The organism is Sulfolobus acidocaldarius DSM 639 (genome assembly GCF_000012285.1).
Classification (GTDB): Archaea; Thermoproteota; Thermoprotei_A; order Sulfolobales; family Sulfolobaceae; genus Sulfolobus; species Sulfolobus acidocaldarius.
In genome coordinates, this window is record NC_007181.1 from 1,756,808 (window position 1) to 1,770,136 (window position 13,329).

Below are 13,329 nucleotides of genomic sequence, written 5' to 3' on the forward strand. Positions count from 1 at the left end.
GAAATTTAGCCGAGGACAACACGCTAAATTCAAAATATTCTAGGAAGAGAGAATTTTGTATTAGAGCATAAATTAATGAAAAGCTACTATACATTACTAAATCATACTAATGTATTTCAATACTTCGAAAGATAGGTTTTCCCAAGAAAGGGGAAAAACAAAAATAAAAAAATTGGTTAAGACATGGGAGCTTTTCCTAGTGGTGGTTTAGCGCCCAGTGATTCAGCTACTACTATTGCGAGACCTGTATACCATGCAGCTATGGCTGTTAAAATTCCTATGTAACCTCCAGCATGGAATAGTGTGTTGTTTCCCATCATTGCACCTGCTCCTAGTAGGAAGAACGTTATCCACAACAGCAAAAATGTTATGAACAGCCCTAGGTTTGATTTGAAGGTACCGAACCACATCACTAGGGTGAATATTCCGAACGCTACTAGTACATAGCCAATTCCAGTAGCGGTTACTCCTCCGAAGATCCCTAATGACGTTAAGAAGAACCACTCCCAGAACGCTCCATATGTGAAAAACGCTACATAACCGAATGTGTTACCTGCCCTATACTCGAGTATCCCTGCTAAGAGTTGTGCTAGACCCCCATAAAATGCTGCAAGTCCTAGAACTGCGTTTTGTCCACTTGTTAGCAGACCTGCGTTATATGTGCTTAAAACTAGGGTTGTTAAGGCGAAACCAGATAGACCAAGAGGTGCGGGATTTGCCCTCTTTTGTTCTGTCATAAAACTTCAGTGTATACTTATAATTTTTAAATATATAAATATTTCTAATATAGGTAATAGATAAATCAGAAAATTGTTAATTTAAATCTGTATGTCAAAATATATACCGTATGATATTATTATATAATTTAAAAAAATATACGTACGTTTAATTTAAATAATTTAGAAAATCTTCACTCTGCATAATTTACGTGTGGACAACAATTTGTCCTGATATGAATTGAATTTTATGGTGGAAAAGCATTTTTAAGGAGTGAGGTCGAGGGTAAAACCCTGTGAAAGGCTGAACTCCTTTATCTGAGGGTAAACCACAAATCTTAGAATCTAGGAGATCATCCACTACATGTTCTCTACATCAATAATATCCCTTAGACTCTCCCAGTCCTTATCACTGCTGATTACGGTTAAATTTAGTCTCTTGGCGACCATAGTGTTCACTGCCTCACCTAGATTTACGTCCCTCTCAAACATTAGCTCAATACCTCTCTCTACGTCCCTAAACGTCACCTCCACGACATTATTTCTGATGTGAGATAACGTGAGGTTTAGAAATCTTATATACCCTTCAGCCCTTGATTTTTCACCCTTTTTGGCAAGTTCAAGGTATTTCCTCCGTATTACTGAAGTTATCTCTATAATGGAGATTAGGCTGACAACGTACGGTTCTTTGACTTCCACAAACTTTTTAGACAATAGGACGTCCGTGTCTAAAAGCCTTTTCCGCGTCTCCATACTATCTCAACTGAGTTGCTTTAAAAACCTCTTAGCTAACTCGTTTTCTGCCTCCTTGTGAACGTCTTCTAACTGTAAATCTAGCTCTGTAACTAACCTTAAAAACTCCTCAGTGACGAAGCTAGAAGCATTTTTACTTACGGCATCAGCTAATCCCTTATCGCTTGTGATGAAATAGCCGTGACCTGAATCGACTAAATAAACAGTCTTTCCCTTATACTCCGGTATGTATATCCTTCCCTTCTCGTCAGCCTTCCTCTCGAATTTTTCCCCTATCATACTCCCACTTAAAAATTCTTCATGGTATAATATAAATTTGCTTCTTGATTAAGACCACAAGGACATCTTAATCATAAATTCAATTTATGGTATCACAAAATCGGAGGTAAATATAAACGTGTTGCCTGACCCACTACTTTTTAAATGATAGACAAGTCTCATGTGTGTATATAATGCCGTCATGAAGCTATAAATTGTAGTTGTAATCCCATTTAAATATATATGGTGCGTACTTTAGCGTTTCTATGCTTACTGTCTTTATTACCCTATTAAGTCTGACGAGTTTGTCCCTCATTGCTCTCGTTTCGTAATATTGGCTATATTACGGTGTGGTTTATCAAGGCGAAGTAAACGTTGTAATCATTACTTACCCGTTTACCTCCCTCTAGGCAGTGTATTTTAACATTCTTGAAGGTTTTCTTATCCTTAGAAAAAGAATATTAGATACATTCCCTTGTCTGTGTATTATCGTGAACACCCACTTGTATAGTCCTTTGACTATTCAAGTATGTCCAGAGGTCTAATTAACAAACTTTGATATTACCCTGAACCATCCCTAGCCTTATCCCAGGGTCGAAGAAGTTATAAGTATTTTTCTCTACCATACCTCTTAATCAGAGTGAATACAATAAGGAATACAAATGACGTTAATTCAAGATTTTTATATTCAAGGTTAATAGAAATTGACAAATAAGGATCATGGATTGTCGAGTTCTTCATCAAGGCTAGGTTAAGACATTTCCTTCCCTAGGGCTTTTTCTAACCCATGGAGGACTCAAGCAGGTTACTTTTCACAAGTAGGGTGGAATGTGTACATAAGGTTTACTTACCACCACTACATACTATTTTAGTATTCCAAATATTTTTACTGAAGAACTAGGACTGACTAAATAAGTTACATCATACTTTTCCCGTATTACGTAAACTTCAAATATAATCAGTAATATATACGATATTATAATGAAAGTAGTCTACAGTATAAGGATAGATAAGCGTCTACGAGAGGAGATGCAAAAATATAATATAAAGTGGAGAGAGGAGATAGAAAACTTCATAGCCCGTAAGACAGAGGAGTTAAAGGAGGAGGAGATCTTGAGGGAGACAGAGGAGAAGCTCAAAGACATCAAGGGAGTGAAGAGGGGGGAAGTAGCGAGGTTGGTGAGGGAAGATAGGGACAGTAATTAATGCCTCAACCCTCGTTAAGATCTTGACAAGAGAAGAAGGGAAAGAGTAACAAATTACCTAAAGGACGGAGAGACCATTGAATTGGTCTTGGTTGAGACCACGAACGCTGTGTGGAAGAAAGTGTACTTGTTAAAGGAGTTACGGGTTGACGAAGCTAAACTAATTATTAATGTTTTAAAGAACGACTTGACCAGGCTAGTAAGGGTACACGAGTATGCAAGGTACGTAGACGAAGTCCTAAAATTGTCCCTAACTGAGGAGCTACCGGTAATGGCTCTTTGTACATAGTGTTAGCAATGAAGGCTAACGCAAGGCTTGTGACGAACGACATTAAGCAACAAGAAAAGGCGAAGAAGTATGTTAACCCAGTACTGATTGAGTAAAGATTACGTTCTTAACAAAGGATCACGAACTTAATGAGAAACCTGAGGGACTTCTTAGAGGCTGGGGTAAGTAAAACTTGATGATTAGGGTCATAATACACATTAACGGACAGATGAGGGTCATAGAACGCATAAAGCTATAGTTTAGTTAAGGATATTGAAAAAGAGATTTAGGCAACATCGACAAGTTATATCTAGGTGTGTAAAAGGGAGGAGAGTATAAGTGAGGACAGGAGATTGTTAAAGAGGTCATAGAGAATAGATTAGTAAGTACATAGCTGGCTCTACATTTAGTGTTCAACGTAACAATTAGTAATGTCTTTATTCCCACACACTTTTTCTTAGCTCATGAAGAGACTTATTTTCCCTGACCAAGTTGAGAGCCATTCTCATGGGTCAAGAGTAGAAGGCGTCATGATAGGTGTTAGTATCACTAGAAGTACTTTGGAAAAAGCGTTTAAAAACCTTTAATCTTCAAATACCTTCTTTTTCTCTATATCATCAATACTCGTTCCCTTACTTGTTTCAAATCCAAAAATGTACCATAGGACTGAAGCAAACAACCCTATGCTCCATATCCCTAGATTAAATAGGACGTATTGAGATAACGAGAAGGATAGAGTGAGGAATATGGTTGGTATGTAAAGACCTATTGAAACTACCCTAGCAATTGCCGTATAAGTTCCCCTTCTGATGGTGGACCACAACTCAGCTTTGAACGTATCCTCTGTTAAGTATTGCACAGCTGTGAACGCATTTATGGCAACTAACAGAGCCCAAAATATTACTAAGTCTGACTTCCAAGCGGGGATGAGATAATAGGTTAAGAATGTAAATACCACTATGCCGAGATTAGACCACAATAGTAGCCCTCTCCTACTCAAGGAATCTGCTAAGAAGGAAACCACTAAGCCAACTATGAACTCAGTTATGTCAGCCACAAATATTATAGTCCCGGTTAGATTTGAAAAGAAGTAAGGTCCTAACACATATGTTATTAGACCAAATCCAGCGGAATTAGCAAATGCAATAGCTGTAGTCACAAACAGCTTAAACGCTGTGTCCTTATCTAATCCCTGTTTTACTACGCTACCTCCATTGGTCATTTTACGCTTAGCACTTAACCACCTAACTGACTCGGGTAACTCTAGCCTGGTGATGAAGAGTACTACAGCTGCTACCATAATAACTGCGCCGAGAACTAGCCTTTGAAAGAAAATAGATGAGAACTGGGTTAATAGACCTAGTCCTCCTAGTACGGCTCCCCCTAGGTTTATGAAGTTTATTTCTAAAAACATTATTCTGCCTCTGTTCCTTTGAGGCATGATCTCATGTGTAGCTGCCATAATGGTGTTCATCTCTCCACCGGCACTGAATAGCATTATAGCGGTGAAGATAAGCACTAGAACGTAATTAAACGAGAAAATTAATCCTATCCCTCCAATAACGTATATAGCCAGTGTGATCCATAACGTGGTTTTTCTACCAATCCTATCCGCTATGGGACCAGCAAATGCTATACCAATTATAAGCCACAGGGGAGCCCAGGCGAGTAACAAACTCTCCAGAATTTTAGGCACGGTGTACCAATTAGTTGCAATGGACTCCAGTCCAAAGATGAAGGACTCTAAGAACATACCTGCGGAGAAAGATACGAAAGCCATTTTTAAGGCTCTGTTCCACTCCTCGCTTGGTTCCCAACTCATATTTATCTATTAATTGTTTCAAAGTAAATATAAAAAATTTTTATATGATCTATTGTCCCTGATTAGTTAGAGACCATCCTGTTGAATTACTTTGAAGGAAAAGGTGAGATAGAGAGAAATGATCCTGTAGAAAAGCGTAGAATCTCAAGTCTGAGTTAAAGCGTAAACGTTGAAAGTTAACTTCTATCTAAGATACAAATCACCTAAATACACTAGGATTTTTATTAAAAGAAAAGTAAAATTTTTTTATTATTATTATTTGTTAGTATAATGTTGATATACGTCTAAAAATAACAATTACTAATTTTTATGCCTCCTTTAAGTCTTATCCGATTTACGCTTTTATTGTGGCCCAATACGTGTCAGTAGTAATTTTTTATAATTTTGTTATAAAACATGAAAAATGTAATTCATTAAAGGGATTCGATCAAAATACAGATAAAGTAATCCTATAAATAATGTATCACCTAGGACAACATATAATAGATTTGAAGAATCTCTACTAGCAACAGTTATCAGTAAATTTACCTATTGTCAACTGAGAGTGCTATTCCATTTTAACGTCATTAAAATGATAGAACGAGGTGATCTGAGGCTTATAAAATGATTAAACCTTCATAATCTACATGAGTGAGACTATATGGGAGAAGTGTAATTGTAGCCAAACTACGTACACAGTGCGTCACTTGACTAAAGTATTTTAATGAGTGTAATCACAAGAAATTCGTGGAAATAATAAAATTTCCTAACGTAAAAGACAGAAAGGGTTATGCACGTAATAGAGTCCTTGAATCGTTGTTCGAGGTTAGACTATCAATAAAGATGCTGAAGGATGGGTATTCAAGAAATTCGGCTAATAAGATTTTCTTGGCATGGAAGGCATTCATTAGTGCTTTAGTAACGCTAAACCTAGATAAATTAGGTAAAGATGAAAAGCAAAAGGAGTGGTACAATAAGATAGGTTTTTGCGCTCCAACCACGGGTATAAAGGGAATAACGCAAGAGTTGGAGGATTTGGGATACAAGGACCTATCAAATGTAACTTCAACTGCACTCCTTCTACACTCCTATGCTTATAACGGAATATATAAGGGCATTACCAACTATTCTTCAAAGGAAGAGGCGATAAGGGATATCATAAAATTAACTAAGTTTATTTTAGACAACATCACTTCTTTTAAAGACATATGGGATAACGAGCTGGAAGAGGAATACACAAAGAGCCTGAACGAGTTTAAGGAGTTATTGAGCAAATAAAGGGCTGATTAAAATTCGCTGATTTCCTTACTGCCCCGAAGGGAAAGGCTTCCCTTATTTTGTAAGGTAGCATCATGCAACTTAGCTCAATGACTTAATAAACCCATGGGGAAAGATAGGCTATATAGAGAATAATACCAAGGCTATAGGACTCATAAACAGAACCTAATCCTATTCTCGTCCAAGTAAATAAAAAACTTCTCAAGAAGAATAAAATTTAATTAATATCTAGATAACAAAAACTGCTGTAGACGCACAGAATTTTACTTACTTGAGAGAAGAGTTTACTGATGCTACAAAAACTTTGAAAGTAGGAATCTTTCTCCTTAGATGAAAAAGAGCCTGAAATGCCTTATACGAGGGATGTAGACCCGAGTCGACAAGGATAACGCTTAGAGCGAGGAGGAGGTCAGATGAGTAGAATACTGTTCAATTTAAGAACAATTTGATGGCTGATTAAGTTACTGATTAAGAAGAATAGTTGAAATTACATTTGGCAGGTCCTTTATAGCTTAAATCCTTTACCTTTAGATAAACTACAATTTCACCTAAAAATTTTGTGGATTACCTCTCACGTAATGTTATCATATACTTGTAAAAAATCAGAATTACGTATTTGCCTGATTAAAGTCCTTCCTAGGTTCCTCCTTTAAACCATTATAGAAGGATAATGTCTCTTCAATCCCTCTTTCCATTTCAAGTATGAAGTCTTTAATAAATGGTTTAACCGGCTTCCCTTTAAAATTTTCAATACATATTACACCGGCAGGTAATGGAATTAAAGGTGAGTTACGCGTTTTCCTTATTCCTTCCCACTTAGTATAGTCCTTCCATGAATTAATTATGCTGTTATGAAGCCAAAATACCTTAATTCCTATCCTCAATGGGTAAAACCCACTCGTCTCGTCAGTGTAAACATATTTTCTTAAAGCGTCTAATTCAACGTCAGTTATTATTCCAAAGCCCAATAGTCCAAGTTCCTTTGCAAATACGAAAGAGACCAGTACACTATCATTTATATCACCCTCTTTATTATCAAAGTAAACTTGAACGTACTTGTTAACCACCCTAGTATTTACACCCTTATACCTCACACTCCAATACATATGTCCGATTTCCCCTTGAAAGGAATAAGTTAAATGATCTGCAATTTGTTTTAATCTACCTGTGATATAACACACTGAAAACTTCTCATCCTTAATATATTTTAGAAAAAAATCTTTGGCGTCAACGGAAAAAGGGAAGAGCTTAGAAAATTTCTCCCTAGGAACTATCCACTTATCCATATTTTATATTATTAAGTCATGTTATTATTAAACTGACTTCCTCTTTTCCTTGAAATCGAGACTCATTTGATTAAGGTGGTATGGGGCAACAAACCTCAATGACTCGATGAACCTATGAAAAAGGTGACAAAGCGAAAGACAAGCCTCGCCTTTTAAGGCGGGGTAAAGGTTTTTTAGTCTAAAAACACTATTGTCTTTTTGAGGGAGGGAAGCCCACAAGGGCATTTGGCGTACGTATATGTGTCCCTCCCTCTCAACACATATCCCCGAGTCCCAAGGAGGGTGGAGTGAGGGCTCCTACACCCAAGGGATATGGGTAAAGTGGGCTAAGACCAGCCCAGTGGTCTACCGCTGGACGAGTGGAGCGGGGTGGGTGCTTAATGCATCCACTAGCTATGAAGCGATGAGAGTGAAGGCGGTAAACCATAAACTAATGAACCGTCCTAAGGGAACCCTCGCCATTTATGGCGGGGAGGAGGTCAGCTAGAGAATAAGACTAGCTTTTGGCACTCGTGAGAGGGGTAAAATCCACAGTATTATTCTTAAGGCTAACTCCCTGAAGTGCTTAGGATACTTGTGCTTAGTGCTCTAAGAATTGTTACCACAGTCCTTCACTATAATCTTGCTTACCCTGAACCTCACCTACATTAACGACGTGGTGGCTATTACACTGTGGAAAGTTATCCGCATAAGCTTCCCTTCTTCCACTCCTACCTATAGGCAATACTTAAGAAATAAGGAGTTAACAAGCTTTATCTCTACTACAACACCACGTCTGTGAATGAGTCTAGTGAGGGATAAAAAGAAGGAGAGCAGGTTGGTGAGCACAAAGTTGATAGGAGTTCAGTATCGTCCACATATACCTTAAAATAACAAAAAGTTTGTCGCATATGACAAATCTACTGTGTTCATACTATAGATAGGTAAAAATTTAATAAGATATAGGTATACTGACATATTATATGGGCACACCCATAACAATCAAGGTAAGTGACGATATTTATGATCTAATACAGAGAATGGTAAAACTAGGAATTGCTAAGACTAAGAACGAGGCTGTGAACCTCTTGATAGAATACGGTAGGGCAGAGGTAGAGAGGATGGTAAGGCTAGAAGAGGAGGTGGAAAGACTAGTAGAGAAGTGGCTAAATGACGGTTTTCCCTATAAGGGACTGTCTACGGAGGACTTGAGGAAGGAAAGGTATGAGTGATTACTGTTACGTCGACACAAACGTTATTCTTTCCTTTGTTGAACAGGACGCGAATTATGAAAGGGCTAGAGAAATCGTAGAGGAGAGAAGGGGTAAGTTAGTGACAGGTGAGGTGACCCTCTTAGAGTTGAGTTCCTTTTACTCAAGGAAGCTCAAAGACGATGTATTAGCTAAAGCTTCAGTTAAATACGCTTTAAAGGTGTGTAATGTGGAGCTGGTTGAAATAGACTTTAACAGGCTTTTTGAGAAAGCTCTCCAGTTAAGCCCAAGGCTAAAGCTCAAGACACTCGACGTACTCCAGGTTGTTTCAGCCTCTCTAGTTAAGGCTTCAGTGTTCATTACTTTTGACAAAGACATCATAGCTAAAGAAGAGATAGTAAACCGAGTCCTAGGTTTAAATATTGAGCACTAGAGTTCTGTGTTGTACCGTTTAACCATTTTTCAGACAGCCTATTATCTCTTGACTAGTCCTTTAACCACGACATTACCTAAACGCGTTTTAGTAACTATTGTTAGTCTACATGTAATACAATACGAGGAGAGAACAGGCTTTGTCAAAGAATAAGTTTCTCTTTGCCTTTTGTGCTCGCATCATAAATATTAGTCGAGTTAAAGCCTCTTCACTTAACTATGTCTATTCCGTACCTCTTTGCCAAGTTGGAGAGTCTCCTATCAAACGTCGAAAGTGGTAACTTCCTGAGAATCGCGTGTGAGAGTATTACTGGGTCATTATACCTAGAAAGAGATATCTTTTCCCTCAGTATTATTTCCATTGCGTTCTTTAAAACATCAAAGTCCTCGCACACTATTTCAGCCTTGGGGCTTTCCACATATGCTGATACGTAGTCCATTCTCTCCAGGTTATTCGCCCTCAAGAACCATACTAGCTCATGAACGACTACAGAAGGTATGACCCAAGTTTCTGCTCTGTCCAATATATCCTCAGCTTCCTTGTGAAACTTTGAGTTCTCCACGAGGTCATAGATTAGTACGTTAGTATCAACTAAAATTTTCATGCATGCCTCTCTCTATACTTTCCTCTATATATTCTATGGTCATAAGTTTTTCAATCTTTATCCTAGGTCTCTTAGACTCTACCTTCTTCATCACTATTTTATCATTCTCTACGTACACCTCCAAAATATCACCCTCCTTAATTCCTAGGACGTTCCTCACAGATGAAGGTATCGTGACCTGGTAGTTCCTAGTAACTTTTACCTTCTCCACGCTAATACTATAACTTTAACTAATATATAAACTTATCTACTATCCCAAAATCGTGCTGACAATTTGAGGACAAGACTCGCCCAATTATTTCAAAAAATATCAATCTTCTACGGGTGTTAACTTATTTCTTTCAACTAATTTTGTAGATATGCTCAACAAGGTGTTCAACTCTTCTTCAGATAGTACACTGAGCTTTCTCCTCACTAAGGTCACGTATAGTTCTTCAATCCTCTTTAGGAGTTGTTTTCCTTGGTCTGTTATCTGAAGAGTAATAGCTCTCCTGTCCCTCTCACTCCTAACTCTTAGGACATATCCCCTCCTCTCAAGCCTATCAACAGCATATGTTATAGCAGATTTGGACACACCAAAAGTATGGGCTAATTTCACTGGGGAGTTAACACCCTTGGATATGGCATTAAGTATGCCTACATCTAAGGGAAGTAACTCGTTACCTAATTCTCGAGTTGCCTCCTTATGGAGTTGTTTATATAGAGTTGAGAGTAACCTAAGTATCTCAATTTCCTTTGCTTCAAGCTGAGCCATTTCCACCACCAGCCCTAGGCTGGTCTGCTATTTCTTCATACACTACTCTTTCACCCCTCATTATGGAGAATACTGCACCGATCAAGACTAAAGCTGCACCAATGTAAAATGAAACCCTCAATGCGTTCATAAACGGTGGAGCTATAGTCTCAGGGAACCAATAAGTACTAGTCAGTGTTGCAATTGCATTAGGACTTATTGTAGCTAAGAGCTGACTGGGCAATAGGGAGAGGATAGTGCCTATTGGGTTATAACCTAGGAAAGCTGCGAACAGTGCACTAGTCGCTGGAATCTTAGATAGCAGTGGTGCTAACTGTGGTGCCCCTGCTTGAGTTACTGCGTTTGATAAGGCTGTTGGTAAATTACTTATCAACACGCTTATGATTATGGTGAAGAACAGGGCCAGGCTAGCTGTTTGAGCGCTGTTCTGCAATGTAGTCCTCATACCTGAGGCAGCTCCTCTACTGTTTCTTGGCACACTGTTCATTATAGCAGCTATGTTTGGAGCACCGAACATTCCACTCCCTAGGCCAAGTACAAATATAGTTACAGCGAATTCAGGGTAATTGAAGTCATAGGGCAAAGTACTTAGCGCTAAGAACGCTGTACCTATAATTACTAGACCGACTGTCGAGATGTACTTTGCACCGTATTTGTCAGACAATGCACCGCTGATTGGTCCCATAATCACAAAGCCCAGCATCATTGGTAGTGTATAAACTCCAGCCCAAAACGGAGTGTCCTCATACTTATAGCCATGTAAAGGTAACCATATGCCCTGAAGCAGTATTATCAATATTATCATCACTCCTCCGAACGCAAATGAGAAGAGTATCTGAGACAATGAACCCATCAGAAATCCCCTTATCTTAAAGAGCTCTAACCTGAACATTGGGTACTTCACTTTCCTCTCTATGAACGGGAATGCTATCAGTAGTCCAGCACCAATAGCTAAAGCTGTTATTACATAAGGATTCGTCCATCCCATGGCACTACTACCGTAAGGCTCTAAGCCATAAGTTATACCCAGGAGGATTGATATTAGCCCTGCGGCAAAGGTCACATTACCGGGTATGTCTATCTTCTCCCCTCTACTTATCACTCCAGTCTCCTTTAGTTTCAGATAGCTCCATACTGTGCCAAGTAACCCAACAGGTACACTCACTAAGAACACATACCTCCAGTTTAACGTTGAAAGTATACCTCCCATAACTAAACCTATCAGTGAACCAGCTAACGCCGCTATTTGGTTTATACCTAAAGCCTTACCTCTCTCATTTGGCGGAAAAGCGTCAGTTATTATTGCTGCACTATTTGAGAAGAGGAAAGCTGCACCAATACCCTGTACAACTCTGAACACGATTAGCTCTAGTGCCCCCGTAGTTCCTTGATTAGGTGTTATATACAGCAATATCGAACCAACCGTAAAAATCGCAAAGCCTAGGTTGTAAAGCCTCACCCTACCAAAGATGTCTGACAATCTACCGAAGGTGACTAAGAGGGCAGCAGTGACGACGTTATACCCCATTAGTATCCAGAGGAGGTATTCGAAGGAGGAAGGGTTTAATGGGTTTATGTTTATCCCTCTGAATATTGCTGGCAAAGAGATCAGTGTTATTGTTCCGTTTATTGACGCCATTAAAACACCAATTGTGGTGTTTGAAAGGGCAATCCACTTGTATTGGACCATTTTGGATCTAGTTCAATACTGAACAATTAAATTATAAACTTATTCTCGTCAAGTTACCAAAGGAAAGTTTAAATACTATTTCTGATAATTTGACACTTTTAGAAATAATGTGGGAGTTTTTTCATTATAAAAAGAGACAAAGCTGTAATAAACTGAGGGAACAGGGACTCATACTCATGGGAAACGAGTGGTTAAGACCACTTTAGACGTAAAGTTGTTAAGACGATCTAGACTACACTTACAGATGAAATCGAGGTTTAAAATACAGGGACTCCAATGGGCAACTGGACTAGTTTAATATAAAACTAATCCACAAATTCTGAGGAACAGGAAAACCCATTGCTGAGGTAAAGGAGGCGATTAACCAGTTATACCCAGGACATCTAAAAGTTTATCACAAGTGTATAACTTTTTCCATATATATTAGCCATAGTATGATTTCGTGTTGATTTAATTGTGATTTGCTTTTCTTAGATTTTTCTTAGTCTAGGTTCAAATTCATGTCTGTTTTTAAAATCTTATGGTAAAATTTTAATATATGTACAATTATAGATATACTGAGGGTGTTATTTCACTTTGATTACAGAAAAAATAGAAAAAATTGCTGTCCTTTTTACACTGATTGCATTTGTGTTTTTTAGCCTTTTTCTAATGTCCCTACAGACCGTAAACGCATCTAGTAATGTCTACAGTAAATACGTATATGTGGATGGAACCCTTTTCGGTAAGGTCATATATAGAATAACTCACACTCAAGTTTGGACTTCGGATGAATATGGAAGAGTAGTATACTTTGAAAAGCCAATAGTTCAAATCTCTAGTCCAGGATCTGTGTTCGACGTGGAGAAACAGACCTCTGCTAACGCAGTCTTAACTGACCCATATAATATATTGTCCACGTCAAATTCTACTATACAAGTTTATGTCGTCCTACCTTTTATAGGAAAAGTATATTTAGCCTCAGGGTACTTCGACGTTTATATGCAGGCTGGTGGATATGGATATTGTTATGCACATGTTATGGCAGGACTGTCTAACCAGAACGTGGATTACTATACAGGATGTTTTGGGTAATAAATTAGGTGAACATATT

At 38.3% G+C, this 13,329-nt stretch carries 16 protein-coding genes; 6 read left to right on the top strand and 10 right to left on the bottom strand.

The window, feature by feature from the left end:
- Positions 1-176 precede the first annotated feature (176 nt).
- The 3 genes from SACI_RS09385 to SACI_RS09395 all read right to left on the bottom strand — a co-directional run bounded on the left by SACI_RS09385 (position 177) and on the right by SACI_RS09395 (position 1,748).
- Entirely contained in the window at positions 177-737 is a 561-nt protein-coding gene (locus SACI_RS09385; RefSeq protein ID WP_011278749.1) for an acetate uptake transporter, read from the bottom strand.
- 339 nt (positions 738-1,076) lie between these two features.
- A complete protein-coding gene (locus SACI_RS09390; RefSeq protein WP_015385735.1) occupies positions 1,077-1,469 on the bottom strand; it encodes a PIN domain-containing protein in 393 nt (130 codons plus the stop codon).
- A 6-nt stretch (positions 1,470-1,475) separates the two neighbouring features.
- Positions 1,476-1,748: a hypothetical protein gene (locus tag SACI_RS09395; protein ID WP_011278751.1), complete on the bottom strand. Its 273-nt coding sequence runs from the start codon at positions 1,746-1,748 to the stop codon at positions 1,476-1,478.
- Positions 1,749-2,708: 960 nt separating this feature from the next.
- Here SACI_RS09395 and SACI_RS09400 point away from each other — a divergent pair.
- Positions 2,709-2,933, top strand: coding sequence for a type II toxin-antitoxin system VapB family antitoxin (locus SACI_RS09400; RefSeq protein WP_011278752.1), 225 nt, complete (start codon positions 2,709-2,711; stop codon positions 2,931-2,933).
- A gap of 81 nt (positions 2,934-3,014) precedes the next feature.
- Entirely contained in the window at positions 3,015-3,221 is a 207-nt protein-coding gene (locus SACI_RS09405; RefSeq protein WP_015385736.1) for a hypothetical protein, read from the top strand.
- Between the two features lie 562 nt (positions 3,222-3,783).
- On the opposite strand, the gene SACI_RS09410 is transcribed toward SACI_RS09405, so the two are convergent.
- A complete protein-coding gene (locus tag SACI_RS09410) occupies positions 3,784-5,022 on the bottom strand; it encodes an MFS transporter (RefSeq protein ID WP_011278753.1) in 1,239 nt (412 codons plus the stop codon).
- Positions 5,023-5,748: 726 nt separating this feature from the next.
- On the opposite strand from SACI_RS09410, the gene SACI_RS09415 reads away from it, so the two are divergent.
- Positions 5,749-6,279 carry a PaREP1 family protein gene (locus SACI_RS09415; protein ID WP_011278754.1) on the top strand — a complete coding sequence of 177 codons (531 nt, stop codon included), beginning with the start codon at positions 5,749-5,751 and terminating at the stop codon, positions 6,277-6,279.
- Positions 6,280-6,887: 608 nt separating this feature from the next.
- On the opposite strand, the gene SACI_RS09420 is transcribed toward SACI_RS09415, so the two are convergent.
- Positions 6,888-7,565: a hypothetical protein gene (locus tag SACI_RS09420; RefSeq protein WP_011278755.1), complete on the bottom strand. Its 678-nt coding sequence runs from the start codon at positions 7,563-7,565 to the stop codon at positions 6,888-6,890.
- 598 nt (positions 7,566-8,163) lie between these two features.
- Complete coding sequence (locus SACI_RS12350) at positions 8,164-8,289, bottom strand: hypothetical protein (protein ID WP_257719735.1); 126 nt, start codon at positions 8,287-8,289, stop codon at positions 8,164-8,166.
- Positions 8,290-8,527: 238 nt separating this feature from the next.
- On the opposite strand from SACI_RS12350, the gene SACI_RS09430 reads away from it, so the two are divergent.
- Together SACI_RS09430 and SACI_RS09435 are read left to right on the top strand one after the other, a co-directional pair.
- The gene (locus SACI_RS09430; protein ID WP_011278757.1) at positions 8,528-8,776 is read left to right on the top strand and encodes a hypothetical protein; all 249 of its coding nucleotides are present in this window, start codon (positions 8,528-8,530) and stop codon (positions 8,774-8,776) included.
- Complete coding sequence (locus SACI_RS09435) at positions 8,769-9,188, top strand: type II toxin-antitoxin system VapC family toxin (RefSeq protein ID WP_011278758.1); 420 nt, start codon at positions 8,769-8,771, stop codon at positions 9,186-9,188. The genes SACI_RS09430 and SACI_RS09435 overlap by 8 nt, the downstream gene beginning before the upstream one ends.
- 208 nt (positions 9,189-9,396) lie before the next feature.
- Here SACI_RS09435 and SACI_RS09440 read toward each other — a convergent pair whose 3' ends face one another.
- From SACI_RS09440 to SACI_RS09455, 4 genes are all read right to left on the bottom strand, one after another.
- Entirely contained in the window at positions 9,397-9,792 is a 396-nt protein-coding gene (locus tag SACI_RS09440; protein ID WP_011278759.1) for a PIN domain-containing protein, read from the bottom strand.
- The gene (locus SACI_RS09445; protein WP_011278760.1) at positions 9,776-10,003 is read right to left on the bottom strand and encodes an AbrB/MazE/SpoVT family DNA-binding domain-containing protein; all 228 of its coding nucleotides are present in this window, start codon (positions 10,001-10,003) and stop codon (positions 9,776-9,778) included. Before SACI_RS09445 ends, SACI_RS09440 begins: the two co-directional genes overlap by 17 nt.
- Positions 10,004-10,102: 99 nt before the next feature.
- Positions 10,103-10,546 (bottom strand): MarR family winged helix-turn-helix transcriptional regulator, encoded by a 444-nt coding sequence (locus tag SACI_RS09450; RefSeq protein ID WP_011278761.1) that lies wholly within the window; start codon positions 10,544-10,546, stop codon positions 10,103-10,105.
- The gene (locus tag SACI_RS09455; protein ID WP_011278762.1) at positions 10,533-12,236 is read right to left on the bottom strand and encodes an MFS transporter; all 1,704 of its coding nucleotides are present in this window, start codon (positions 12,234-12,236) and stop codon (positions 10,533-10,535) included. Before SACI_RS09455 ends, SACI_RS09450 begins: the two co-directional genes overlap by 14 nt.
- Before the next feature lie 576 nt (positions 12,237-12,812).
- Between SACI_RS09455 and SACI_RS09460 the strand changes: the two genes are divergently transcribed.
- Positions 12,813-13,310: a hypothetical protein gene (locus SACI_RS09460; protein WP_011278763.1), complete on the top strand. Its 498-nt coding sequence runs from the start codon at positions 12,813-12,815 to the stop codon at positions 13,308-13,310.
- The last annotated feature ends 19 nt before the right edge of the window (positions 13,311-13,329 follow it).

Coding starts and splice junctions, on each gene's coding strand:
- SACI_RS09385 (WP_011278749.1), bottom strand. CDS start 737: ATGACAGAACAAAAGAGGGCAAATCCCGCACCTCTTGGTCTATCTGGT.
- SACI_RS09390 (WP_015385735.1), bottom strand. CDS start 1,469: ATGGAGACGCGGAAAAGGCTTTTAGACACGGACGTCCTATTGTCTAAA.
- SACI_RS09395 (WP_011278751.1), bottom strand. CDS start 1,748: ATGATAGGGGAAAAATTCGAGAGGAAGGCTGACGAGAAGGGAAGGATA.
- SACI_RS09400 (WP_011278752.1), top strand. CDS start 2,709: ATGAAAGTAGTCTACAGTATAAGGATAGATAAGCGTCTACGAGAGGAG.
- SACI_RS09410 (WP_011278753.1), bottom strand. CDS start 5,022: ATGAGTTGGGAACCAAGCGAGGAGTGGAACAGAGCCTTAAAAATGGCT.
- SACI_RS09420 (WP_011278755.1), bottom strand. CDS start 7,565: ATGGATAAGTGGATAGTTCCTAGGGAGAAATTTTCTAAGCTCTTCCCT.
- SACI_RS09430 (WP_011278757.1), top strand. CDS start 8,528: ATGGGCACACCCATAACAATCAAGGTAAGTGACGATATTTATGATCTA.
- SACI_RS09435 (WP_011278758.1), top strand. CDS start 8,769: ATGAGTGATTACTGTTACGTCGACACAAACGTTATTCTTTCCTTTGTT.
- SACI_RS09440 (WP_011278759.1), bottom strand. CDS start 9,792: ATGAAAATTTTAGTTGATACTAACGTACTAATCTATGACCTCGTGGAG.
- SACI_RS09450 (WP_011278761.1), bottom strand. CDS start 10,546: ATGGCTCAGCTTGAAGCAAAGGAAATTGAGATACTTAGGTTACTCTCA.
- SACI_RS09455 (WP_011278762.1), bottom strand. CDS start 12,236: ATGGTCCAATACAAGTGGATTGCCCTTTCAAACACCACAATTGGTGTT.